This is a genomic window from Ornithinibacillus liuyingii (assembly GCF_055550225.1).
Map to the genome: position 1 here is coordinate 145,862 of NZ_JBPWOS010000010.1, position 25,892 is coordinate 171,753.

General features: G+C 35.2%; 22 protein-coding genes and 2 pseudogenes. 6 read left to right on the forward strand and 18 right to left on the reverse strand.

Annotation, left to right across the window (positions count from 1 at the left end):
* Nucleotides 1-3: 3 nt before the first annotated feature.
* From ACSKT4_RS14595 to ACSKT4_RS14605, 3 genes are read right to left on the reverse strand one after another with little or no spacing between them, the layout of a single operon-like run.
* Nucleotides 4-669: a response regulator transcription factor gene (locus tag ACSKT4_RS14595; protein WP_186869449.1), complete on the reverse strand. Its 666-nt coding sequence runs from the start codon at nucleotides 667-669 to the stop codon at nucleotides 4-6.
* Nucleotides 670-694: 25 nt separating this feature from the next.
* On the reverse strand, nucleotides 695-2,860 hold the full coding sequence (locus ACSKT4_RS14600; protein ID WP_186869448.1) for an ABC transporter permease: 2,166 nt from the start codon (nucleotides 2,858-2,860) through the stop codon (nucleotides 695-697).
* The gene (locus ACSKT4_RS14605) at nucleotides 2,850-3,629 is read right to left on the reverse strand and encodes an ABC transporter ATP-binding protein (protein WP_186869447.1); all 780 of its coding nucleotides are present in this window, start codon (nucleotides 3,627-3,629) and stop codon (nucleotides 2,850-2,852) included. The genes ACSKT4_RS14600 and ACSKT4_RS14605 overlap by 11 nt, the downstream gene beginning before the upstream one ends.
* Nucleotides 3,630-4,216: 587 nt before the next feature.
* On the opposite strand from ACSKT4_RS14605, the gene ACSKT4_RS14610 reads away from it, so the two are divergent.
* Complete coding sequence (locus ACSKT4_RS14610) at nucleotides 4,217-4,945, forward strand: D-Ala-D-Ala carboxypeptidase family metallohydrolase (protein WP_343221462.1); 729 nt, start codon at nucleotides 4,217-4,219, stop codon at nucleotides 4,943-4,945.
* 458 nt (nucleotides 4,946-5,403) lie between these two features.
* On the opposite strand, the gene ACSKT4_RS14615 is transcribed toward ACSKT4_RS14610, so the two are convergent.
* The 5 genes and pseudogenes from ACSKT4_RS14615 to ACSKT4_RS14635 form a co-directional block, all read right to left on the reverse strand.
* Nucleotides 5,404-5,703: a DUF2089 family protein gene (locus tag ACSKT4_RS14615; protein WP_186869446.1), complete on the reverse strand. Its 300-nt coding sequence runs from the start codon at nucleotides 5,701-5,703 to the stop codon at nucleotides 5,404-5,406.
* A 426-nt stretch (nucleotides 5,704-6,129) separates the two neighbouring features.
* Nucleotides 6,130-7,206 (reverse strand): helix-turn-helix domain-containing protein, encoded by a 1,077-nt coding sequence (locus ACSKT4_RS14620; protein WP_186869445.1) that lies wholly within the window; start codon nucleotides 7,204-7,206, stop codon nucleotides 6,130-6,132.
* Nucleotides 7,207-7,418: 212 nt separating this feature from the next.
* Nucleotides 7,419-8,135, reverse strand: a complete 717-nt coding sequence (locus ACSKT4_RS14625; RefSeq protein WP_186869444.1) for a dihydropteridine reductase — start codon at nucleotides 8,133-8,135, stop codon at nucleotides 7,419-7,421.
* A 405-nt stretch (nucleotides 8,136-8,540) separates the two neighbouring features.
* Nucleotides 8,541-9,164: pseudogene (locus tag ACSKT4_RS14630) on the reverse strand (S41 family peptidase).
* A gap of 424 nt (nucleotides 9,165-9,588) precedes the next feature.
* A complete protein-coding gene (locus ACSKT4_RS14635) occupies nucleotides 9,589-9,975 on the reverse strand; it encodes a DUF3021 family protein (protein ID WP_186869441.1) in 387 nt (128 codons plus the stop codon).
* Between the two features lie 318 nt (nucleotides 9,976-10,293).
* Here ACSKT4_RS14635 and ACSKT4_RS14640 point away from each other — a divergent pair, with 318 nt between their 5' ends.
* Nucleotides 10,294-10,524 carry a hypothetical protein gene (locus tag ACSKT4_RS14640; protein WP_186869440.1) on the forward strand — a complete coding sequence of 77 codons (231 nt, stop codon included), beginning with the start codon at nucleotides 10,294-10,296 and terminating at the stop codon, nucleotides 10,522-10,524.
* An 88-nt stretch (nucleotides 10,525-10,612) separates the two neighbouring features.
* Complete coding sequence (locus tag ACSKT4_RS14645; protein ID WP_186869439.1) at nucleotides 10,613-11,161, forward strand: GrpB family protein; 549 nt, start codon at nucleotides 10,613-10,615, stop codon at nucleotides 11,159-11,161.
* Between the two features lie 257 nt (nucleotides 11,162-11,418).
* On the opposite strand, the gene ACSKT4_RS14650 is transcribed toward ACSKT4_RS14645, so the two are convergent.
* A complete protein-coding gene (locus ACSKT4_RS14650) occupies nucleotides 11,419-12,375 on the reverse strand; it encodes a VOC family protein (RefSeq protein WP_186869438.1) in 957 nt (318 codons plus the stop codon).
* Between the two features lie 31 nt (nucleotides 12,376-12,406).
* On the reverse strand, nucleotides 12,407-12,799 hold the full coding sequence (locus ACSKT4_RS14655; RefSeq protein ID WP_222619010.1) for a DoxX family protein: 393 nt from the start codon (nucleotides 12,797-12,799) through the stop codon (nucleotides 12,407-12,409).
* A gap of 298 nt (nucleotides 12,800-13,097) precedes the next feature.
* Between ACSKT4_RS14655 and ACSKT4_RS14660 the strand changes: the two genes are divergently transcribed.
* A complete protein-coding gene (locus tag ACSKT4_RS14660; RefSeq protein ID WP_186869437.1) occupies nucleotides 13,098-13,643 on the forward strand; it encodes a helix-turn-helix domain-containing protein in 546 nt (181 codons plus the stop codon).
* 443 nt (nucleotides 13,644-14,086) lie between these two features.
* On the opposite strand, the gene ACSKT4_RS14665 is transcribed toward ACSKT4_RS14660, so the two are convergent.
* Nucleotides 14,087-14,722, reverse strand: a complete 636-nt coding sequence (locus ACSKT4_RS14665) for an NAD(P)-dependent oxidoreductase (RefSeq protein ID WP_186869436.1) — start codon at nucleotides 14,720-14,722, stop codon at nucleotides 14,087-14,089.
* A 208-nt stretch (nucleotides 14,723-14,930) separates the two neighbouring features.
* On the opposite strand from ACSKT4_RS14665, the gene ACSKT4_RS14670 reads away from it, so the two are divergent.
* Nucleotides 14,931-15,374 carry an Rrf2 family transcriptional regulator gene (locus ACSKT4_RS14670; RefSeq protein WP_186869435.1) on the forward strand — a complete coding sequence of 148 codons (444 nt, stop codon included), beginning with the start codon at nucleotides 14,931-14,933 and terminating at the stop codon, nucleotides 15,372-15,374.
* Nucleotides 15,375-15,974: 600 nt separating this feature from the next.
* Here ACSKT4_RS14670 and ACSKT4_RS14675 read toward each other — a convergent pair.
* The 4 genes and pseudogenes from ACSKT4_RS14675 to pdxR all read right to left on the reverse strand — a co-directional run bounded on the left by ACSKT4_RS14675 (nucleotide 15,975) and on the right by pdxR (nucleotide 19,656).
* Nucleotides 15,975-16,343, reverse strand: a complete 369-nt coding sequence (locus tag ACSKT4_RS14675) for a hypothetical protein (protein ID WP_186869434.1) — start codon at nucleotides 16,341-16,343, stop codon at nucleotides 15,975-15,977.
* 153 nt (nucleotides 16,344-16,496) lie between these two features.
* On the reverse strand, nucleotides 16,497-17,033 hold the full coding sequence (locus tag ACSKT4_RS14680) for a nucleotidyltransferase domain-containing protein (RefSeq protein ID WP_186869433.1): 537 nt from the start codon (nucleotides 17,031-17,033) through the stop codon (nucleotides 16,497-16,499).
* Between the two features lie 292 nt (nucleotides 17,034-17,325).
* Nucleotides 17,326-17,682: a 2'-5' RNA ligase family protein gene (locus ACSKT4_RS14685; RefSeq protein WP_255488104.1), complete on the reverse strand. Its 357-nt coding sequence runs from the start codon at nucleotides 17,680-17,682 to the stop codon at nucleotides 17,326-17,328.
* A gap of 563 nt (nucleotides 17,683-18,245) precedes the next feature.
* Nucleotides 18,246-19,656 (reverse strand): annotated as a pseudogene (pdxR, locus tag ACSKT4_RS14690) (MocR-like pyridoxine biosynthesis transcription factor PdxR).
* 141 nt (nucleotides 19,657-19,797) lie between these two features.
* Here pdxR and ACSKT4_RS14695 point away from each other — a divergent pair.
* A complete protein-coding gene (locus ACSKT4_RS14695) occupies nucleotides 19,798-20,712 on the forward strand; it encodes a DMT family transporter (RefSeq protein WP_186869431.1) in 915 nt (304 codons plus the stop codon).
* A 97-nt stretch (nucleotides 20,713-20,809) separates the two neighbouring features.
* Here ACSKT4_RS14695 and ACSKT4_RS14700 read toward each other — a convergent pair whose 3' ends face one another.
* The 3 genes from ACSKT4_RS14700 to ACSKT4_RS14710 all read right to left on the reverse strand — a co-directional run bounded on the left by ACSKT4_RS14700 (nucleotide 20,810) and on the right by ACSKT4_RS14710 (nucleotide 25,864).
* Entirely contained in the window at nucleotides 20,810-21,289 is a 480-nt protein-coding gene (locus ACSKT4_RS14700) for a hypothetical protein (RefSeq protein WP_186869430.1), read from the reverse strand.
* 479 nt (nucleotides 21,290-21,768) lie between these two features.
* A complete protein-coding gene (gene glmS / locus ACSKT4_RS14705) occupies nucleotides 21,769-23,571 on the reverse strand; it encodes a glutamine--fructose-6-phosphate transaminase (isomerizing) (RefSeq protein ID WP_211742245.1) in 1,803 nt (600 codons plus the stop codon).
* Nucleotides 23,572-24,073: 502 nt separating this feature from the next.
* Nucleotides 24,074-25,864, reverse strand: a complete 1,791-nt coding sequence (locus ACSKT4_RS14710; protein WP_211742244.1) for an alpha/beta hydrolase family protein — start codon at nucleotides 25,862-25,864, stop codon at nucleotides 24,074-24,076.
* Nucleotides 25,865-25,892 lie beyond the last annotated feature (28 nt).

Genomic DNA, 25,892 nt, shown 5'->3' on the forward strand with positions numbered 1-25,892 from the left:
TCCTTACCCCCTAAGTCGGTACCCTTGACCTCTTATGGTTTCGATTTGGTCATCTAGGTCTAACTTTCGCAATGTTTTCCGCAATCGAGTGATATTGACTTGAAGTGCATTTTCGTCTATATATTGGTTGGTTCCCCATAGATGTTCACTCAATGTTGACTTTGATACCATCTCGGATTTATGTTGCACTAGCGCTTTTAATATCTTCCCCTCATTAGCTGATAATAACAGCGATTGATCTCCCTTATATAAGGTAAATGTATTAGGGTCTAGAGTAAAATTACTACCCTCTAGTAAATCAGGTTGTCCCTCAAACCTTCTTAATAGATTTTGAATGCGTGCTAACAATCTATCTCGATTACATGGTTTGGTCAGATAATCATCTGCTCCTAGTTGCAGGCCATGTAATTCATCTTGCAGCTTATCTCTAGATGTCAAAATTAATATGGGCCTAATACCTTTTGATTTAAGACTTCTACATATATCAAACCCAGACAGGCCCGGTAAATTGATATCTAATAAAACTAAGTCTGGGGGATTGGCTACTATAGGAGTAACAACATCCTGGAAGTCTGAAATAGCGATTACGTTATACCCCGCTTTTAGCAAAATATCCGTTAGCTCTTCTCTCATAAAAGAATCATCTTCTACAATTGTAATTGTCGCCATTTCAGCACCCCCTATTGTGAAATTACTAATCCATATTCGACTTCCATCGTAATTTATCTATCTCATGACCCGCTGACCGAGCAACTGCTGCTCCATATATAATAACAATGACGATTACTACACTTGCAAAGAGAAGGAGCATCGGATATAGCATAGCACTTTCTTCGATATACAGATAATGGAAGGATAACATTGCCTTGATTCCAACCGCTGCACTGATACACGCAAGAGACATAGGCAATAAAAAGGTGTACAGTACTTGCCTATACATCGCTTCTTTCATTTGTCCCCGCTTTGCACCTAGCATGGAAAGTGTAACGTAACGTTGACCAGTCTGCCTTATTTGTGTTAAGAATTGTAATGCTAATACGGTACAAGCAATAATCAGAAATAAGAAGCCCAAGTATAATTCGGTGTAGCTTCCTGAAACAACATAAAAGAGTTTTCGTCCATAATTTTCCAAATAACTTTCAAATTCAAAGCCTGATGTTTTTAATATATCCCTAGCTTCCATCATTGGTTTCATTAAACCTTGTTCTTCTTGCAACTTCTGTGGGATAAGAAAGTTCCAATAGGACCTGTAAGTTTCTGTATTCACTAATTGCTCGAACATTTGATTGGGGACAATAAACGCTGAATGAATTTCTACCGAACGATCTGCTACTAAGCCTCTCATAGGGACAGAAGTTCGAATGGAAATTGGTTGGTCACCAATGCTTACTAAAGTCTGCCCTTCTATGGAGGCTTTTTCTAGAATAGTGTCCAATACAGACATATTTCCCAAATCATCCATATACAAAAGATCAGGATTGAAGTATAGAGCCATTTCATCAGCATGAAGGTTCAATGGCTCTTCTCCTATAGCTTGTAACAGCCGATTATAAGATGATTCTGGAATTAGATAAGGGGTTGTTGCATCGATCTCTAAGATACCTAGCAGATTAAGTGCCTCCGGGTTTTCTCGACTAATCGTATACCCTTGCATTTCCCCCGATAAAAATTGCTCCTTTTCCTCGCTTGGCAGAGACATAATAAGTTGTTCTTTTAATTTAGACCAATCCACCAATGTCTTCTGCTGACCATTCTCCGTGTGCACATCTTGATTATCAAGCTTAGCAATTTCTAGCAAATTTAAGTGCTCTACATAAGGCGACATGGCATCAGAATGAAGGAATTCCTCTACCTTATGATGATCCCCATTAACAGTAAAATCATATAACGAGGAGCTTCTAACAGAAGTACTATCAAACCCTATAATAGTGGAAGCACCATTTGCTAATAAAATGATAGATAGTGTGATGAGGATTGACGTTACCGCAACAGAATCCGATCGATTAGCCACATTTTCTTGAAACTGCCTTAATGTAAATGTGCGCAACCCTTTCGTAGACTTTCGTTCAGATAAGCTTGCCATTAACCCTAAGAGCCTGCCAAATCCCCTCATAAAAAATACCGTTCCTACACATCCGAGAATCAGTGCCACAAGCAACAGTAGACCCCCGAGCTCCTCAAAACGATAGAGTACAATCCAATACGCAATTCCTAAGCATACAGACCCTACCAATATATGAAGAATATTACCTTTAACACGCCCCATATCTTGTTTCTTTTCCATTTGTCCCTTAAGCAATTGTTGAACCTCTTGATTAAATAACCTTCCACCAAGAATGAACAATGCTATGAACTGGATGAATAGAAAACCTATAATGGTAAAGAACACTGCACTTAAGGAAAAGCTCATTTGATGGCCAATAATGCCCTGACCAACTAATTTAGAAACCGTCAAGCTAATTATTTCGGCCAAAAATCCGCCTACTAATATCCCCCCAATAAGTGCTAATACAGAAGTAATAAATCCTTCTGCTAAAAGCTGAAGAACAAGGCGCTCCTTCCTCATTCCCAATAAGAGGTAAACGCCAAATTCTTTACTTCTTCGATTTAATTGATAGCGATTAGCAAATAAAATTAAGAAGAATAATAAAAACAAAGCAAAGCCATAGACAATCGGCATTAACTGTAACAGTTTATCAATTGCCTCACTTTCAAATTCCCTTAAAAATATAATAACATCTTGTCTACCAAGGGAAAGAATAATATAAAACGAAGCTATTGCGGTTACGAGTGTGGCAAAGTAAATTAAATTCTCCTTACGACTTCGTTTTGCATTACGAAAAATCAACCTAGAGAACATTTGCACTTCCCCCTCCAAGCTGAGCCATTACCTTTAGTATCCTATCATAAAATTCTTCTCGAGATTCATCTTGTTTACGACGCAGTTCATGAAAGAGCACACCATCTTGAATGAACAGAATTCTGGAGCAAAAGCTAGCTGCATTTGGATCGTGACTAACCATTAAAATCGTTCTTTCCTTGTTTTTATTTATCCCTTCTAACTTATTCATTAATGTTCTCGCAGAGCGTGTGTCTAAAGCCCCTGTTGGTTCATCCGCCAGAACGATATCCGGATCAGCTATCAAGCACCGAGCTGCAGCTACCCGTTGCTTCTGTCCCCCGGACATTTGGGATGGGAATTTATCCAGTATATCTGTAATTTCTAAAAAGCTCGCTAGCTCATTTAACTTTGCACGTGCTTTTCCAAAGTCCACCCCATGTATAGATAGTGGTAAGAGGATATTTTCTTTTCCAGTTAGATTATCTAGTAACTCGAAGTCTTGAAATAGATATCCAATCCGACTACCACGATACTCGGCTAAATCCTTACTATCAAAAGCACTAATATTTTCCCCATTTAAAAGGACACGTCCTGAGGTTGGTTTTATAATCGTTGCAATACAGTTTAACAATGTAGTTTTCCCAGAACCGCTTGGACCCATGATTCCTAAAAATTCCCCTGGAAGAATATCAAAGCTGACACCATTCAAAGCTTTAGTTATATTGTTTTTCTTCCCGTAGCGCTTTTGTAAGTCTTGAACCTCTAATAATTTCCCCTGTTTAACCATATATAACTCTCCCTTTTTATTATCCTTTTCTGAAATATAATAGACTGAATCGAGTTATACACATTATATCCAGTACAAAAGCTCAAAAACACTTACAAATGGTGTAAGGAAATTAAAAACTAGTAACAATATACCACTTTCTGCATGACTATATTTCTATTATAGTTCCTTCGTTTATCTCCTACCTTTTCTACCATACGAAAGTCCTTACATATATTTAGAACATTTGACGAATATCTTACTGTTCCTTTCCATGTTAGTATAGTTATAGACAGCTAGATTCGTATAACTCAAACGATTTAATCCAAAGTTTGAGGGGGTGTTTGTTTAAAGGCGAACTTTCATAAGCTCTGTTCTGTTCAGAACCGTTTGAAGCGTCTTGATTCATTTCAACACTATTTCTAGCAAAGCTTCTATTATTCAAAGTCATAAGACCTAAGCAGATTAAAAGACGGAATCAAACCGGACAAGTGTTAATTGAAAAAGAGCCTTATCAATTGAATAGAAAATATGGATTAAAAGCTTTGTAATGTTCCATTAGCCTTTCGGGATGCAACTACCAATTTAAATCTTAGGAGGTATGTAATGTGAAAAACGCTTTTAAACAGTTTATTAGTATTGTTGGTTTTGCTTTCATGATTACACTTGCCATGACCTTTATCAGTACAGATGAGGCTTCTGCCTATAACTGGACCCGTACATTACAAGAAGGTTCCAGCGGATCCGATGTAAGAGAATTACAAATAAGAGTAGCTGGCTGGGCTGCCGATTCCCCTACCCAAACATATATTGCTGTCGATGGTCAATTTGGTCCTGCGACAAGAGCTGCCGTCATGCGTTTCCAAAGAGCCTATGGATTAACTGCTGATGGTATTGTTGGACCTGCTACCCAAGCAAAGTTAAACGATTTAGAAGGTCCGAATGGAACGAAACACTTTAATTATAGTGAGTTTTATTCCAAGGACGGCAGTGTCTTTAACGGTGGAAGAGTATCCTCCACTACGGTTAGAGAAAATGTTCGCAGAATGATGTATAAACTAGAAGCAGTTCGCGTTAAAATAGGAAACCGTCCGATTATAATTAACTCCGGCTTCAGAAGTATTTCCCACAACAATAGCATTCCTGGTTCTTCATCAAACAGCCAGCACACATACGGAATTGCGGCTGATATTCGCGCTTCAGGTGTCTCCCTAACCACTCTTAGAAATGCAGCTAGGTCATCCGGATTTAGTGGCGTTTACAATGGAAGTTCCTACACCCACGTAGATAGTAGAATAGAATATCCATACGGTGCACAGTATTGGTACTGGAATTAATTGACGTATCTTCTATCAAGAAGCTACCTCATCAATTAGATAAACTGTGATTTTATCCAAATATAGATTAAAAGGCAGTTAAAACACGTAGTGTAGTAACTGCCTTTTTACCGTCCACTCGTAGGTTCCAAAAGCATGGATAAATATTCATAATCACTCTAAATCTAGAATATTCATTTTGTCTATTTGTTTTTTCTTTATAATTTTTCCTCTATGAGTAAAGTATATAACTATTAGTATTGCTGTCAGAATATTAGATACTAAGAATGTTATAATGACTTCGATGATGGAAGGATTTAGTAAATTAAAACTAATAATCATGGAAAAAAATAGGCTAATGATTGGTAATATTAAACCAGGCCATTTATTCACCTGCTTAGATAGGGAGATTTGAAGTGCTATTATCCCAACTATAATTAATAATCCAATCAGTAAAAGAACCAACTCTTCCAGTTCATTCACACTCCAGTTCTTATTTTTTTATATTCATTTATTAATATTTTTGCCGTATCAAAATCTAGTTTTTCATTTATTGCTAACCTCTTAATGAGTGAAACATATGGATCATTTGAAGTGTCTTCAGCTACTTGGATTTTTTGAATTAATCGATCTAACCTTAATCTTACTGTAGGATACGTTACTCCATAAGAACTTGCAACTTCTTTAAGTGAGCCTGAAGATAATATAAACCTCTTTATAAAACTAATATCTTCATCATCTAAGGATGCTAGCCAATCTGGGATTACATCTATTGACATTAACTATACACCTCCATTACAAATGCTAAATCGAACTTAATGATTGACTTTAACATAATTAAATGTAATCTTTAACTTTATTAAAGTCAATCATTTATTAATTCTACATTATCAATATAGTTGATTTCTTTCATAGTGATATTTTGGAGTATATTATCTATTAGAAATTTGACTTATAGACAGACAAAAAAGAGGCCATAACCCGTCACACTGCTAGATTGGTCTCTTTCATTCTAATATAATGCTCTGATAGCTTTATAAGATAACGAAGTATGATAGGAGGAGTAATCATGATAATAATGCTTTAATACTGTTGAAGTTTTACACATTCTTTCCCTTGGTAACTTTCCAACAAACGGTAATAATTAGAAACCGCATTTGATTAAAGTGTTGAACTTCATCAAATACGGTTTATAGATAGCGGGACTATCTATTTTTATTAATAAGATCTATATATTGGGAATCGCCATATCCTATAGTTGGGAACAGACTAAGTAACCTATTGACTAATTCTGATGTTGGTAGGTCTTTATTTTGGGAAATATACTTTACTACTGCATTATTCTCTTTTAGCATATCTAAATATATATCTATTGCCTGGAACATTACTGGAAGTAGTTCTATTGATGGTCTTTTATGATTGATCAGCACTTCCTTATATACAGAAAAATAGTTACCTAATGTAAGCTCTGTCTGGCTTACTTTAAATTCATCCTCTCTGAAGCTATTTAAGAAAACTCTCCCGTCATATTGGGACTGCTCCAGATAGGCAAGTATGGTCAGCAGGTTCATTTGACAAAACATATCCTCACCAAACCATAGAACGATATACTTATATTCTTTATGAAAGAGATTATCTAATGGCTCTATTACTTTTTGGATATAATCCTCTACTGAAACACGATGTCCTAATGCTCGCGTTTTGATAAACTCCTTATCGAAAACTTGTTCAGTAGTCGTATTTACACACATTGCTTCATTGAATGGAACATAATCGGAATCACCCATTAGTTTTTCATTGTTAAACTCTTCATACATCACCTGACCATTCAATATATTAAGTACATCCTGGTCAAACAACTCCTTATTCCCATTTTGTAACTTTTCAACCTCTATTTTTCTAGAAACATTCATTCTATACCATTCCTCTTTGTTATTAATAGTGAGCTTGAAAAACGATTGAACAGGTAGCTGGCGAAGTTGATATTCCCTTGGATTGATACCAAAAACAGATTTAAACGCTCTACTATAAGCTTCTTGTGATGAATAATCGTAATCAAAGGCGATATCAATTATCCTTTTGTTATTGGCCAAATCCTTCGTTGATAAATACAATCTTCTAAGAAGAACATAGCGCCTAATACTGATACCTGTTACTTGGTGAAATTTAAAAGAACAATAATAAGGGGAATATCCCATATAATGAGCAAGCTCGTCTAATGAGAATTTATTTGTTAAATTATCTTCAATCCAATCAATCATAAGTTGTATATGTTCATTCATTTATCTCACTCCTATTAACATTATAAGAATGATCCATTTCTTTCTTTTGACATTTCTTGTGCTATATTTATAAAAATATCCGAGGTAATATGTATGTTAAGACTAACACAATAGTATAAAGAGAAACCGTAATTATAGATAAAAAAGGACGCCTACTCATTAAAGAAAAGCGTCCATAGAATCTATATCATATTTACCTAAAATCGTTTTGCTTAAATGGATAGATCAACTGATAATAACTCAGACCGTTGTTGTTCATGCTTATCGAGCATAATCTGTTCTGGCTTAATGCCATGCTCACGCAATACTTCAATATTCTGCACGATGAACTCGTCACTGCCGACAACATAGAAAAGTCCATCCCTGTCTTCAGCAAGATTTTTCACTTCTTCATAGTAGTCTTTACGATTATCGACGAACTGTGCTGTGAACTTCTTGTCAGGTGCTGATTTAAAGATATTGGTGAATAAGAAATCTTTTGATGAATCGATGTTCAAGGAATGAATTTGATTAACATTGTCAGCACGTTCCAAATAATCAAGTACAAGCGGTCTGAAGGTTGCTAGTCCGACACCTGATGACAACAGGTAAACATTTTTGCCTTCTCTTTTAAGTGGTACATTCGAATGAGTTTTAAATATTGCCACCTTATCGCCGACTTTATGATTTCTTAAAACTGCTTTAAATTCAGAGCACTGCTCTCTTATACGTGTTGTGATCCCGATTGTATTTTCATTTGGTAAAGTGGAGATTGACATATGACGGATCAGGCCGCGGTTTGGTTTATCTCCGGCATTAAAGCCTTCCAATGCGAAGTGGGTATGGGAACCTTCCTCCCATGTAAATTCTTCCGGACAGTCAAGCAAGTACGTTCTGACCTCGGGCGTTTCATCAATAATCTTATTAATAGTAGTCCAGTATATTTGCATTATATATTCTCCTTAGTCCATTATCTGTATCGTTACTACTTAATATACCATAATTGATAACAATTATCAATTAGATGGATTAGATATCTCAGATAATTCATGCAACTCGAATTTAGTAACGACTGAGAGAAATTCCTTGTGGCGCAATAAGATGACGTCAATTTCGTGATTTTTAGCGAATCCTTCTTCTGTAAAACATCTGTTTTTTTATTTATGCAAAATATTATATATGTTCAACATAATTATGCACTTAACTGCTCTTCCTCAGCAATTAACTCCGAAAAATTGTAGGATATAAAAAAACCTTTGCTAACCGTAGTAGCAAAGGATAGAATAATTAATTGTTTTGTTATCAAAGTATAGAACTGTTATCAAGATATTTAACAAAGGAATTAATTATTCTATTTAAAAGCTCTCCTCTAACCACTTTGTTGCCTCTTCCACAGAGCCAATGTATGTTGTTTTCACATCAGCTGGGATGGGTGTATTTCCAAATATTTGACCATTTATCGTTTTGTTGTATGTAACCGTTAGTGCCATCCATGCATCGTCATATAGATTATACACAGCATTTCCTGAAGCTAATCCAATCGTTTGCTGACCAAATGTTTTAACGTTTTCTAATCCCATTAACGTCATTAAGGTTGCTTCACCAGAACTTGCTGTCATTGTACTCATTAAAACTGCAACAGGAACTTCCATCTTAAATGGTTCTATACTTGGCTTAGTCCCTAATAAAGTGCCTCCGATAGATACCTGTCCATCCTTTAGTATAACGGGTATATCTCCATTCCGGTCAGTAAACTATAATATGTCACCATCAGGTAATAGTGGTGATATAGCAGTTATCATTGGAACCATATTCCCACCATTGTTAGACCGTAAGTCTATCATAACACCTTTTACATCACTATTTTCTTTTAACCCCTTTAGTACAATTTCTGCATACTCTTTCCCATACTTTTCACCGTCAGCAATACCAGGAAGCTTAATAGATAATATGTCACCCTTTCTCTCTACTACCGGCATTACCTGCTGAATGGAATCATGATTTTCTTTGTCTGCATAAAAGAACGAATGCTTTCCACCACCCACTTTTACCGATTCCTCTATAATAGAATGTGCTTCTTCGTAGCTAGTAATATTTTTGATCTCACGTAATGCTTTTTCTTTTTGCTCTTGCCATCTTTCATCATAAGCGTAATATCCATTTTCATCTATAATTTCAATAGCTAATTTACCATATCTCTCTGGAGAAGGTGGAAAATGATTTTAAACGATTTTTTCAACTATCTTCCCCCTCCGTCATTATCGCTAGATGTCCCAATATGTACTTCTTTTTAAGAGACGCTATCCCCAATGCTGTTCCAACAGTTATTCAACTAAACTGATCCGTTAGAAAAAATGGTAATACTCCTCTGAAGTCAATTCACTCGTTCGTTCCGTAACTAACTCATTCTGCTTTTACATGATTTAACTTCCTAATCAGCTTAAAAATCAAATAAGTTGAGAAAAACAAGACAATCCCCGTGATGTTAAACTCTAAATATACTTTTACTAAATCCACAAAAGAATTTAGAGAATAAAAACCGCTAAGTAGTAGAGTTGGAAAAACCGTAATCAACATTGCACCATAATGAGCAAGTATTTGTTTTGAAAACTTCCAATGATTGATTTCATATATTACACTGGTCAGACCTAAGAAAAAAACAACTACACCATAGAAAAAGAAAGCATTTGATTCTTCAACCGACCCTTGTAACCTATTCCATAAAGAAATTATTAGCAATAAAACAAATGGAATCACACCTCTAATCAATCCCTTTAATAATAAGTTCAACGGTATCCTTACCTCCTACCAACAATATTAAGCGGTTACAATAAAGTTATACGTCTATCACAAGATAAAGTTTCAAAAGAGTTAAATAAATAGCACCATTCAAAGATTTGCAATCAGTTTAATGATCACCTTTTTCACCCTAGGGCCTAGCACTCAATATTCAGAATCCTATATGTATTTTAACATTATTATCGATCTGTTTAACAACCGTGTTAAAATAATAAGAGGTTGTGATGAAATCCTCTAATAATAACGAAGCAAGAGAATGGGATCAGGAAGATTGAAAGGAAAGTAATCCTCAGATAAGGAGGTTTAAAGGTGAACTTATTACTCTGGATAACTATTGGTTTCATTTTAAGCGGATTTGTTGCTCTAACTTCTATGAAAAAAGGTATGGAAAGAAAACTCGCTTTTATACAAGCAAATATGGAAGATGAGGGAAGTTCAACAAAAGCTAAATCAATAATTTGGTGGATAGTGAGTACCACAGCTTGGGGAATCATGAGTATGATCCTTATGGTTTGGTGTTTTCATCATTACTATGGATAACTGTTGGTTTAAAATGTACTTAAACAAACAGGGGCGTTAATTTAAGTGTACTAAAGAGGCAAAAAAGGTGAAGAAAGAAGTGTGAACCGTGAGAAAGGTCGAAGTGTGTTCATATAGTGAAAAATGGCCTGCCATGTTTTTAGAAGAAGTGGAAAAACTGAAACTCATTTATGGAGATGAAATTATAGCTATTCATCATATTGGTAGTACATCTGTTCCGGGGCTAAAGGCAAAACCAATAATAGACATAATGCCTGTTGTAAGAGACATTAACAACGTTGACAAATACAATCAGGAGATGCAAGAGATTGGATATAAGCCTAAAGGTGAGAACGGAATACCCGGAAGAAGATACTTCCAAAAGGGCGGAGACAAACGCTCCCATCATGTACATATTTATCAGGTTGGAAGTTATGAAATAAAACGACACCTGGCTTTTCGAGACTACTTGCAAAGGCATCCAGATGTAAAGAACCGTTATGGTGAGTTAAAAGACAAATTAGCACAACAGTTTCCCTATGATATTCAATCATATATAAACGGTAAGGAACGCCTTGCTAGAGAAATAGAAATAAAGGCATTGGACTGGTATAAAAATAACAGGAATAACTTTGCTAATACTGATAATAACGGATAAGTCTTGTTGAACTAACAGGGGATTTAGTAGCACAAAGTCAAACGCTTTTTCACGTTTTTATTGTAAAAAAGTTCTCAAAAACGGCCTAATTGCTAATCTTTCAGTGCTTAGCTCAAAAAACACCCCCTTAGATGAAATTATCCAAAGGGGTAAAGCTTCGCTACTTTATATAAATACCACAAGATTGTTCACGGACATATTAGTTTGTAACTAATTGATCATAACTTTTTCATTATAAGAGAGTGGAAACCATCTAATTAGTTTTTTATAATAATTTTTATGGTGTTTCCAGAAGGGTCTTTGATCAACATTTCTTTGTTGTCATCATTATACTTAAATCCTAATCGATCTAAATTTCCTTTTGCTCGGTTATACTCTTCTTCCGTAAAATGAAGGGTAAGATACTTTAAGCCTAATGCATTTTCTGGAGGTGCAGGTAAACCCTTCCCTGACCAAATATTCATTCCTATATGATGGTGGTATGCATCTTTGGATACAAAAAGCATATGAGTATCCTTAGCCACAATATCAAGTCCAAGTGCTTCCACATAAAATGTTTCGGACTCCTCTATATCTGATACCTGTAAATGCACATGACCTATTCTTGTTCCGTTAGGTAATCCACTCCATGTACTTCCCTTTATTTCAGAGAATAAATCCTCAACATCTAATTGCGCTGTCCCCCCGACATAACCACCCTTACCGTCTCTTTCCCACTGATTAGAATCTCTATCGACATATATTTCTATCCCGTTATGGTCAGGATCTGCTAGGTAGACCGCTTCGCTATATTGATGGTCTGAAGCACCCTGTAATGGATACCCAGCTTCCAATAGGTGTACTAAGGATAAAGCCAAATCCTCTCTAGTAGGAACGACGATTGCGAAGTGGTATAGACCAGTAGATCTATATGGACGCTCAACAAACGATTCCTCCTCTTTTAATACAAGCTGCGGGACACTTCCATCTGTTGTCAGTATTGCTGTTTTTTCTTCCCTCTCTAACACTTGAAACCCTATTAATTCCTGATAGAATGATATTGAACGGTCTATGTCCGAGACTTGTAGCTCTACATAACCAATTCTAGGTTCCATAACCCCTGTATAAGTTTCCAAACTCATCTCTTCGTCGCGCCCTTCTTTTTTAACAAATAAAAAAAGTGCTACTACAATAGATAAAATAATAATTACCGAAATAATCTTCATATTTTTCATTTTTATCTCCTGATAGGTCTGAGCCCTTTTATTATTTGTTTTTTGCCTTTGAAATATAATAATCTAAAGAATATAGCTTACTTCCGTTTAATAAGAAATATGCAGATATTGCCAGTAAAGCAAGATCGTACGCGTAACCTCCAATAAAGCCTGTAGCTAATTGTACTTTCACAATTGCTCCTAAAAGCACTAAGACAAAAAGTCCACCTACGACACGTGTGCCCAAACCAATGAGCATCGCAATCCCACCAATCAACTCAATGCTTGCTACTATATAAGCTAAGAATCCAGGCAATCCAATGCTATCAAACCATCCAGCAATGCTTCCAATACCATCTTGAAATTTACTTACACCATGTCCAATAAAAATAACTCCTAAAACCACTCGTAGTAACAGCGCACCAATATCTTGTTTATTTATCATTTTAGTTCCTCCTAAAGTAATATATTTTCAATATCTTATTTACTAACAAGTTAATGTTGTATCCCTACATGCCACCTCTTTCTTAAAACGTTCTATACAGTAAGATTTACCCTTATTAAACGTAAATCGAAATCTAATACTAAACAAATATTCATATTAGGAAACATTAGCGCAAAAAATACTACCTCTGTTTACTTATAAGAATATTTGTTTTCAATATGTTAACAAGGGACTTGTAGTCTGTCAATGATTTTGCTACTATTAGTTTCATATAGGAAAACTTATGGGGGTGATTAGGATGGATATAGGGACTAAAATACGTAATATTAGAAAAAGGAAAAAAATTACTATCGCGCAAATGTGTGAAGGCACAGGGCTTTCAAAAGGATTTATTAGCAACATTGAAAATAACAATACATCACCTTCTATAAATACACTTAATAACATTGCTGAGTTTCTGAAGGTGCCTCTACCTTATTTATTGCTAGAAAAGAAACAGCACATGCGTGTCGTTCGAAAAAATGAGAGAAGAACCTCATCATTAAACCATTTAAACATAGAGTATATAACCTCAAAAGGACCATTACGAATGATGATCGTTGAATCTCCACCTGGATTTGCCATTGGAGAAGAAGAACCCCACGCACACGAAGGAGAGGAGGTTCATTTAGTACTAGAAGGAAGAGTACTTGCTGAACAAGGAGAAGATTCTATTATCGCAGAACAAGGCGATTCTTTTAGCTGGAATGCAAGTGTTCCTCATATGGTAAAAAATATTGGAGACACAAAATCTGTCATTCTTATCGCTATTCATTCAGATACGAATTTAGATGATTTGTTATAAGACTTCGTGGCCAAATCAGTACAAATAAGGTGGATAGGCTAGCAAATATCTTGCTAACCTATTTTTCACTTTAGTACTCCCCTACTTTTGACTCCTCCCTTTAACTCTTATTCGTTAAGACGATTTTGAAATCTAAGCTTAACTCGTTCTAGTTCATTTATTTTTTCTCTGTTAGTTTTTTGCTTCTCTAATAATTCTAAGAAGGCGTCAATATCGTGATGATCAAGGTAAGCCGTCATTCCCTCAAAGGAAAACCTAATTTTTTTAATACTGAATCGTATTTAGGTGTTCAATCTATTCAGTTGAATACTATCTGTCCCCATTTTGTAATCTAAAAACAATTAAGAAACCAAAAGAAAAGACATTAACTTTGTGATTCCGCTTTTTAATCACATTTGTTAATGTCTTTCCTATGAGAAATTTCTTCTCTGAAGCATCGAAAGTTACATTTCTCCAACAACAGTAAATCTTTCATTAATGTGCTTAGGATTTTCAATTTCATCTAAAACCGCAATTGCGTAATCTTGATAGCTTATATAGCTTTCACCTTTTGAATTAAATAGAAGTTGGTCATTTCCTGATTGATAGGATCCAGTTCTTTTTCCGTCAGCATCGAATTCCGCTGAGGGACTTAAAAATGTCCATGTAATATCGGATGTTTCCTGTAATTCTTGCAAGTTTCGCGCTTGTCCTTTAGCTGTTGGCTTAAACAAATCTGGAAATTCAGCTGTTTCCATAACCCTAACGGTTTTATTTTCATCGACGAACAGACTTCCAGCTCCACCTACAATAATTGCTCTAGTATCTGTTCCCTTTAATGCTTCGATTAAAGCATGACCTGCATCAACGTGTGCTTGCTCTTCACCGATTGGAGCACCAAAAGCATTTACAACTACTTCAAAATTTTTAATGTCATCTTGTGTAAGATCTAGTATATCTTTTTCAATCACAGCTACATTCGTGTCTTTGAGTTTTGACTTATCCCTAACGATAGCCGTAACTTCATGTCCCCGACTAACTGCTTCCTTCAAAATTAGGTTACCTGCTTTTCCACTTGCACCAATGATTCCAATTTTCATTTTATAGACCTCCTGCATTGACAAATTTAGTTGTAACCGATTCGATTACCTGTAATCATTGTAGTTACATTTCAATTGAATGTCAACAATAAAAACTATTTTTCAATATGATTAATCTTTTAAGTTATAATATACTTGTAATCGAACGAATTACATGATGAACTAATTAATTTTAATAAGAGTAAGGAAAGAAGGAAGGTGACCGAAGATGTCCATCAGCAGCAGATTCTCCGTTGGAATTCATATATTAACTCTAATTGAAATAGATAAAGATGGAGTAAGTTCATCTGAATATATAGCTAGAAGTGTTAACACGAACCCAGCCGTAATTAGAAAGATTATGGGGATGCTTAAAAAAGCAGGATTAATAAAAGTACAACCTGGTATTGCAGGGGCAGAACTCGCAAGGGATTTATCCGATATTACATTGCTTGATGTTTATAAAGCCGTTAATGTTGTCAAGGACAACGAGTTGTTTAGCATTCACGAAAATCCAAATCCTGATTGTAGCGTCGGAAGGAATATTCAAAATATAATTGTACCACACTTCATAAGTGCTCAAACTGCATTGGAGAAGACTCTAGAAAATGTAACCATTGAAAATGTAGTAAATGATGTTAAAGATAACGAGAAATTAAATAGTAAACATTAAATGTAAGGAAACAATACAAGACATTCTACTTTTCAAGAATGTCTTTTTTGTATTACCAAGCCTTTAAGAACTCTACTTGAGTTAACCTACTCCTTTAATACAGTACACATTAATCATCTTAAACTAACGCACCGATAGCTAATGAAGTTTACTATTTTCCTCTTACTATGTTTGAATAGCCTTAATAGCGATATCATAAATAAGGTTATATACTCTTTTCACATTTATTGGAACTTCATTAATAGACATTAAAATATTCTATACTAAGTTACCTTTATTAACCTACCTCGTAATTTAAAACCGTATTATTTATATTATCTTGTTAAACTAAAGTTTGTGAGAGAAATACTAATTTTTTCAATGGGCCTTTGGTGGTTATCTATTCTATAGAATACCAGATGGAACAAACATGAAAGTCATACTAGGAAAGACGGAAAAAGGTTGGGAAATAGTAAATATGGAAAAAAGAAAAAGTAAATTAGAACTGTAATTATATATATATGTTCCCAAAAAGGGATTTAAATGTCCCTATTAAGCCAGTACGGGATTTAAAATCTATACTCAACTCTTGCATCCGTTTGTTTAATAAAGTCATCATAACTATTGTGAAAATACCTCTATTTTATCGGTAAACAATACAGGTGGATCTGATTCTCCAACAGAACTATAATAGCCAACAATTCGTTTGCCTATTTCTAAATCTAATTCTTCATATTCTTTTTGGTTAAGGTGGTAGAACACACCATCATTTTCTTGTGCAAGATCAATTAGTTCCTCTCTTGTTTTACTCGAAATATCAATGTCTTCCACACTTGGCAAAGATAATACGATGTACATTATTTCACCAAAAGTATTCTTCTCAATGTCAACAATGATACCTTCGTGTCTTTCTCCAGAGGTATCATTCTCTTGCTGACTACAAGCTCCCAAAGTCACAACAAGTAAAATTAATATTAATACCCTTTTCAAAAAAGCACCCCCAAATAATTTCTACAATTAAACTCTTTGAACAAATAAATACCCCTTCTTCAAGGATTCTGCCCCTTTAGTAAAACATAATATAAGCGTTAATCCTTCTTAAATTAACGCAGCCTTTACTTTAAAGTACACTTTTTCACATACTTAATCTAAATCGGATATTATTTGATACAATATCCTTTTACTTTCTTCATCCTTTTTTCTATATGGTCGACCAATTTCTTTATAGATTTTCTTTTCTTCCAATAACTGTTTTGGATGCAGGACTTTTGCTTTTATTCCGTGTAATTGAAAATAATGCGGCAAAAGGGAATCATCTCGCCATACCCATTCTGGTAAACCATTCATAATAAGGTTGCCATTCACGTCGTATGTCAAGTATCCAAAAGTAACAACTACATTATCCTTAAGAAAATCAGATTGTCTATTACGAAACTCCTCTCCGACAGGTACTTGTTCATAACCAGCCTGTAGAAGTACAGCCTCTAATCGCTCTCTATTTGTTATCCATGTTTGTATATCAATATCACTATGTGGTCGGGTAACCTTACCAAGCATGAAATCAATTGCCCAACCTCCACGTAACCAAAAATCTGCATCGAGATTCTCAAAAATTGTACTAATTTCATCCAATACCTTTAATTGTGCTTTAGTCTGTACATCGAAAATTTCTTGTTTCATCGATTATTCAATCCCCCATTTGTTCTATTACCTTGTTTCCACTAACCTGTCCCTTTAGTAAAAAAGACCGCCACTGCGACGATCTCATTATTGTATTAAAGCTCCCGTTAGTTGAATAAGGTCATTTAGTGATTTAAAGGTATGTCTATATACTTTTCATAAATCTGCGGTTCAATTTCTCGATAGATCCTAATAAAGTCTACTTTAAACGTAGGATATGGAGTAATTTTTTCTCCCCCCAATCTTGCCATATCTTGAAGTTCTTCCGTTGACATACCATAATATGTTTTTCCTAAAGTATAAAATCGTCCATCTCAAAGTACCGCTTGATTAACTCAGGACTTGGAGCGATAGTTTGAACCAATTTTTTATGCAAAGCGGTAAGTTCGTCTGATTCAATACTTAAATAAAGAATATTATCAAAGAAAAACTTTGGTTTTCCAATTGTTATATGAAAAGGTTCGATTATCTCACAAAGCTTTTTAACCTTAGAAATCCACTTTTCGTCAGGAGTCAATCCACCTTGAGCCTTTAATGTAATATGGGGCTCTACCGCTTTATTAATCCAATGGGTTGTCCAGTTGCCTCGAAATGTTGCTACCTTCTCTTTATAGGAATCTGGTGGAACAATTCCGATAAAATATTGCAAAATAACCCCTCCTAAACGTATTCTAACAATTTTATTGCCTCTTCAACTAAACTGCCCTATTAGTTCTAGTACTTAATATTCAGAATACTATATGTATTTTAACATAAATGTCCAATTTTTAGTTTCATCAACAATTAACTCCCATAAATTTTAAGATAATAAATCACAACAAAGTAACCATATAAAAAACCCTCTGTTCCTATTTTAGAACAGAGGGTTAAAAAATGTTGCTATCCACTTTATTGAAATTTACCAACTTTATTGTAAATTTACCAACTATAATGTTACTGGACATCTACAACAAGTGTTACATGAAATAATAGTTCTATACTAGAATTCTTTACTAGCGTATAATACAGTTCCTAATCCAGAGCGATATCATAATAAAGTTATACACTCTTTTTACAGTTATTGGAACTCCATTAAATAGACATTAAAAAAATGTTCTATACTAAGTTACCTTTATTAACCAAACCTGTAATTTAAAACCGTATTATTTTTATTATCTTGTTAAACTAAAGCACCCTTTAGTTTAATATCACTTTGTAAAGTAATTCCTGTCCTTATTGATTTTTAATGATTTGACTTAACTGAAATATACCTGTTTTAATTTCATCTAGGGAAGCAAACCCGAAAGATAATCGTACAAACTGCCCTAACCGTTCTGCATAAATACTGCCAGGATTAAGAAGAATACCTTTGGATAATGCTTTATCAAATAATCTTTTCACCTTAAAAGTAGGTTTTATCTTAATCCAAATGAAGAAGCCACCTGTTGGGACTTCCCATGTTGCATGGTATCTTAAATGCTTGTTCAAAGATTCTAAAGCCGTTCTTCTCCGAACTTTAAGCTGTTCCTCTTACATTTTCAAGATGTTGATCATATAACCCACTGGATAACCACTCCGTTGCCACGAGCTGAGACAATGTGCTTGATCCATAATCCGATTGCATTTTTAAATCAGCTAATCGGTTAATAACGGATTCAGATCCAACTACCCATCCAATTCGTAAACCAGGACTTAATGTTTTCGACAAACTACCAAGATATAACACATTTCCATAATGATCCATTGCTTTTAATGGTTCTGGTGGCGTGGTATCCATCCATAAATCACGATATACATCATCTTCAATAACAGGAAGCTGTTCTCTTTCACAGTATTCAATGAGTTCCTTCCTTCTTTTCTTCTGCATTAACGTGCCTGTTGGATTATGAAAGGTAGGAATGGTATATAAAATACTTTTTCCTTTTTCTTTTGTCTGATAGATTGAATCTACCTTAATTCCTTCCTTATCCATTGGTAATCCTTCTAGCTCCATCCCCACAGACTGAAAAACAGTCAATGAGTAAAGGTAAGATGGCACTTCTAAAAATATAGTTGATCCTCTTTGCAGAAGTCCTATTGAAATAAGATGTAAAGCCTGAAGTGCACCTGATACCACAAGAATGGATGACGGAGATACGTCTATTCCTCTTATTTTTAGGTAATCACTAATTGCTCGGCGTAACTTTATATTTCCCTTTGGTTCTTCATATCCAAAGGGGGTCAATTGATTTGAAACCTTTTGTACAACGGATCGCATTTCTTCTAAAGGGAACATCTCTGGTGATAATTCTCCTTTACTTAATTGAATCAGATTATTATTAGATTCAGCTTCATTGATCTTCTGTACCGTTGAAACACTCGGTTTATGAATACCTAAAGTGACGTTCTCATTCCAATTGGTTGAGGATTGGTTTCCCATCAAAGTCCAAGTGTTATTGGTAACAACAGTCCCTTTTCCCGTTATTCCTTCGATCAGTCCGTCTGCCATTAGTTCTTCTAATGCTGTTATGACTGTACTTCGATTAACATCAAACATTTTTGCTAGATGACGTTGACTTGGGATCCGACTACCTATTGCCCACTCACCCTTGGAAATTTTGTCTTTTATAAAATCAACAATCAATTGGTATTTTGGCTTTTTCATATGTACCCCTTTTCAACAACCAAGTTCAAAGTGGTTGGTTTTTTTCTATTCAACCTGTTGAATACATTTTACCAAAGTCATACTAAAATGAGAACTATCAAAACCAACTGGTTGGATTAAGACATAGAATGAGGTGTATTTATGATAAAATCTTTAGATTTAAAGCTTACTTCTGCTCATTTGATTACAATTATTTTGTGGGCATCAGCATTCCCTGGGATAAGAGCTGCACTGACTGCTTATTCACCCGAGCATCTATCCCTCTTACGATTACTAATTGGATCATTAATATTGATTCTTCTTGCGGTTATTCAAGGAATTCGTTTACCAGAACTAAAAGATGTACCAATAATTTTATTACTTGGTTTTTTAGGATTTTCGGTCTATCAGACAGCACTAAATTATGGGGAACAAACGATTAGTGCTGGAGTTGCTAGTTTATTAGTTTCAACAACACCTTTATTCACAGCTTTGTTGTCTTTGCTCTTTTTCCATGAGAAGTATGGATTCTGGCGGTGGATAGGTTCATTAATTGGATTTTCTGGCGTGGCATTTATTTCTTTAGGTGGAATAACTGAAAGTTTTACTTTAAATATCGGAATTATCCTAGTTTTAGTTGCATCCCTTTCAGAAAGTATTTACTTTGTTTTTCAGAATGCTTATCTAAAAAGATATGGTTTTGTTCCTTTTACAATGTACACGATTTGGTCAGGTACTATTTTCATGATGATATTTTCACCAGGTCTTGGAGAGGCAATTGTTAATGCTCCCATAGATATAACACTAGTGGTTATTTATCTGGGAATTTTCCCAACGGTTATTCCTTACTTTACTTTAGCGTATATTACCTCACGAACAGGAGCATCAGAAGCAACAAGTTCTCTCTATTTAACCCCAGTTGTCGCTTTTCTTATAGCATGGATCTGGCTTGGTGAACTTCCTACTACTTATGCAATAATTGGAGGAATTATAACGTTGATTGGAGTCTATTTGTCGAACATAAGAAAACAGAGTAATCAACCGACCTCTACGAAATCAGTAGATCATGTAATATGAAGCGAAAGACAGAAAAAAATGCTTGAGTTTCACAAAACTAAACACTTTTTTCTATTAATGTTTCTTCAACTAACGCATCCTTTAGTTCAAGAAGAATTTATAATAATGGAAGAATGTCAGACAAATCGATAAATTCTAGTTCAGTTTCTGCTTCTGCTTTTGAACGATAAACGGTAATTTTATCATAGGGTTTCATGTTGTCTTGCCATGTTCCTATATTACTCAGAAAATCTTCTACGTTTTCAGAAATTATAAAGCACTCTAAATCCCTATTGATATAACAAATTGGTGCATCACTTTCCGAATCACACTGTTGATAAACAATTCCAACAAATCCTCCTTTACTATCTATTGCCATAATATCTACATGTGGAACCGTAAAAAACTCTAAATGTGGAATATCATCGTCAAAGATAACTTGAATATCATAATCATTAGCGTATGTTTGATACTCTTCATTTCTATCATGAACACCCATTGAATTAATGGTTGTTCCTGCTGATATAATCTCAGTATCTTCTAAATTAACACCTATGGCTCCAGAGAATGCTGTTCTATCTAGATAAATTTTTCGCATATAAACCCCCGTTTAATCTTATTTTAAAGTAAATACTCATTACTTTTGTTATTTCTTATTCAACTAAACTGCCTCGTAGTTTAAGTACTTATTCTTCTAAATGTTATATGTATTTTAACATAAAGATCCAATTCTTAACTCAAAGAAAAAACCTCTGTCCAATTTAAGGGCAGAGGGTGAAAAGATATAAAGTTTGAAGTTTAACTTTTACCTTTGTCTATAGTTCTTTTTTGAAGTTTAGCACTTTTTTATCAAGTACTGAACTTTATTTTCATACTACACTAATGTAACTGTACAAAAAAACCCTCTGTTCCTATTTTAGAACAGAGGGTTAAAAAATGTTGCTAACCACTTTATTGAAATTTACCAACTTTATTGTAAATTTACTAACTATAATGTAAATGTACGAACTATAATGTAAATTTACCAACTATAATGTTACTGGACATTCACAACAAGATTTCCAACTAAAATCCTTCCTACTCCACCGTAACACTCTTAGCCAAGTTACGTGGCTTATCAACATCAGCTCCACGGTGTAGGGCTGCATAATAAGCAATAATTTGTAATGGAATTACTGTTGCAAGTGGTGTTAATAATTCATGTACAGTCGGGATGACAAATGCATCATCATCTTGCTCAAGACCCTTCATGCTAATGATAAGGGCGTTTGCACCACGTGCCACAACTTCTTGAACATTTCCGCGAATAGAATAATTAACATTCTCCTGTGTTGAAACCGCAATAACTGGTGTACCTTTTTCAATTAATGCAATAGTTCCGTGTTTTAATTCTCCACCTGCAAAACCTTCTGCTTGGATATAGGAAATTTCTTTTAGCTTTAATGATCCCTCTAAGGAAACAAAATAATCCAAGCTACGACCAATGAAGAATGCATTACGAGTTGTTTCTAAATAATCTTTAGTTAACTGTTCAAGCTCTTCTTTTTGTGCAGTTAATACGTCCATCGCATTGGCAACAATGGCAAGCTCTTGCATTAGGTCAAAGTCTAATGTAATACCTTTAGCATGTGCCGTATCTACAGCTAAGATTGCTAATACCGCAATCTGCGCAGTGTATGCTTTTGTAGATGCAACCGCAATCTCAGGACCTGCATGTAGGTGTAATGTGTAATCCGCTTCACGAGAAAGGGTGGATCCTGGCACATTGGTAATCGTTAGTGCTGGATATCCCATTTCTTTAATTTTAACTAGTACCGTACGGCTATCTGCTGTTTCTCCACTTTGAGAAATGAAGATAAATAATGGTTTTTCTGATAGCAATGGCATGTTATATGAAAACTCACTAGAGACATGTACCTCTACTGGAATCTTCGCGATTTTTTCAATTAAGCTTTTGCCCACAAGTCCAGCATGGTAGCTAGTTCCAGCCGCAATGATATAAATGCGATCACAAGCCTTCATTGCTGCACGGATGTCTTCATCCAATTTAAGCTCATTATCTTCGTTTTGGTATTCTTTGATAATTTTGCGCATAACAATTGGCTGTTCATCAATTTCTTTAAGCATAAAGTGTGGGTACGTACCTTTTTCGATATCGCTCGCATCAATTAATGCTGTATAAGGATTACGTTCTAAAACCGTTCCATCAAGCTGTTGGATAGATACAGATTCACGTTTTACAATAACGATCTCTTTATCATGAATTTCAAGATATTGATCTGTTACCTTTAATGTAGCCATAGCATCACTTGCTACCACATTAAACCCTTCACCTAATCCAACTAATAAAGGACTTTTATTTTTAGAAACATAAAGTGTATCACGATCTTCATTGTCGATCATCGCAATTGCATAAGAACCCTTTAATAGCTCCATTGCTTGGCGGAAGCTTTCTAACGTACTTTGAGTTGTTTCATAAAACTTCTCAATTAATTGGACAATAACTTCCGTATCTGTTTCACTCTTAAATGTAACATCTTGCAGATATTCACGCTTTAAATCCAAATAGTTCTCAATAACACCGTTATGCACAAGCGTAAATCTTCCATTGGTGCTTTGATGTGGGTGAGCATTGTTTACACTTGGTTCTCCATGTGTCGCCCAGCGTGTATGACCAATCCCCATTGTTGCGTGAATAGACTCATCTACTGATTCTCTTAGAGCAGCGATACGGCCTTTTACTTTGAATAGGTTTAAACCACTTTCATTTAAAACCGCAATACCCGCAGAATCATATCCGCGATACTCTAATTTTTCAAGTCCATTTAATAATACTTCTTTAGAATCCTGTTGTCCGATATATCCTACAATTCCACACATTAGTAGTTGTTCCTCCTCGTAGGGGCAACAAACGACCATGAAAGGATTTCATTTAAAATTCTTTGGGGCGTTTTATTGCCCCTTTCTCGTGTTTTTTAGTCTGTTTTTTTATAACACTCTACCCTTTTCCTTTGTGCAATAGGTCGCCCTATTGTTTTTCGAAAAAAGCATAACGACTGGAGTGTGCAACCGGAAGGCACCCGCCGATAAATCTCGATAACCTTCATCCTCGTCAACTATTTTCTTTTTCCCGTTCAGAAAATAGTCCAGGCGCTTTATTATTATTTACCTCTACCCTCCTAACTATTTCGTTATTAGTCACCCTATTCTTGGCAAAAATTCACCAAAGATAAGATACCAACTTATTTTACAAGATATTACTATCATTGGTCAATCATAAACATTGAAAAAGGTGACATGTAAATAGTATATGTCACAAAAAGTTAATTGTTAACAAGTAAAGGACACATGGATTATCATCTCCCATGTGTCCTTTATTTCCCTAACCTTGATGCTTTTCAAGAAAATCAAGCATTACATTATATACTTTTATTTCATTTTCTTTCTTAGAGAATCCGTGCCCCTCATCTTCTAAAACAAGGTATTCGACTTCTCTACCTAATCCTCTTAGCTTCTCTACAATCTGATCTGATTCTTCCTTCACAACACGAGGGTCTTTCGCACCTTGAATAACAAGCATTGGCTTCACCATGGACTCGAGATAGGTGATTGGAGAATCTTTAACAAAACGTTCCTTATCACGTTCTGGATCTCCTAACCAACGCTCCATCATTGGTTTCCAATGTGGAGGGACCGAGTTGACGAAAGTAAACAAGTCAGACGGACCAAAGATGTCTACTACCGCTTTGAAATACTCTGGGTGGCGACCATGTAATAGTAACGCCATATAGCCACCATAGCTTCCTCCAACAAGGAACAACTTATCACGATCTGTTATATTATTTTCAAATAGCCATTCAATTCCCGCTACACAATCTAATCGCGGACCATGTCCCCAATCTTGTTCCACCAGCTTGACAAAGGAAGAACCATAGCCAGTGCTACCTCGGAAGTTAGGGGCAAATATCGTATATCCACGATTTAATGCACTTTGGAACATAGCACGGAACATTTTACGTTCTGATGCTTGTGGACCACCATGTGGCCAAAAAATAGTATGCCCATTATCATTTTCTGGGTTGGCCCGGAACAATAATGCCTCTATTTCCATTCCATCAAATGATTTATAAGTGACGACCTCAGGCTCTACCATGTCTTCCTGACTCACACCGAGTACACGATTATTAGTTAAGGCTTCCCAATTAGTACCATCGGTTGATTTGTAAATGTTAAATGGAATTGTTGCAGTACGACCAAGCACATATAAATTGCCAGCTTTTGTAACAAATAATTTTTCCACGACATCAAATGGAGTCGATAGCTTCTCTAATTTATTTGCACCTAAATCATAACGGTATAAAATATCTTCTACGCCCTTTTCCGTTACAACGTAAAGGTAGTTATTTTCCTTATCATATTCGATATGATCAATGCTCTCATTGTCAATTTGAAGGACTTTGTCAAACGTTTTAGAATCCAGGTTAAATTTGGCTACATAACTATATTCTTCTTCAAAGTTCGTCGTGAAATAGATATCTTTATCCCCAACAAACACCGGGCCAGTTGCTACATGAACCTTTTCCGGATCTGGTGTTAAATGTACGATTTGATCGCCTTCTTTCACAAACAGTTGAATATATGTGTTTGCAAATAGACGCATATAAACGAAAACATCTTCCTTCTCTGATACGCCTGCCAAATAAGTAGAACCATCTTCCCCTTCATGTAGCAACGTATCTGTATTGTCTTCTAAGTTACGAACACGCGTATTTAAGAAGTTCGGATTTCCTTCAGATGTTACATAATAAAGCCGTTTTCCATCATCGCTTAAATGAGCAAAATAGTATTTTTCATTCGGTTCACCCGTAATTAATTCCTGCGGCATACCACCTTCACTAGGGACAGCGTAAATTTGGTAGTTCTCATCTCCATCATAATCATAACCAGTTAAGACATAACGTCCTTCTGGATCAACCTTAATGAAATTAGCTGTTTGATCCTTCTGAGCAAACAAATACGGATATGTATCTGGAAGATTCATTGCCCATAGATTCATTTTCCCATTTAAGTTTGTGTTAAATATAAGCCGTGTCTCATCTTTACTAATTGCAAAATTATTAATAACATACGTACGCAAAAACTGTTCTACGGTTGGCTTCGGAAAGTTTATCATATTTCTCCCCCTCAATATAAAAACTGTA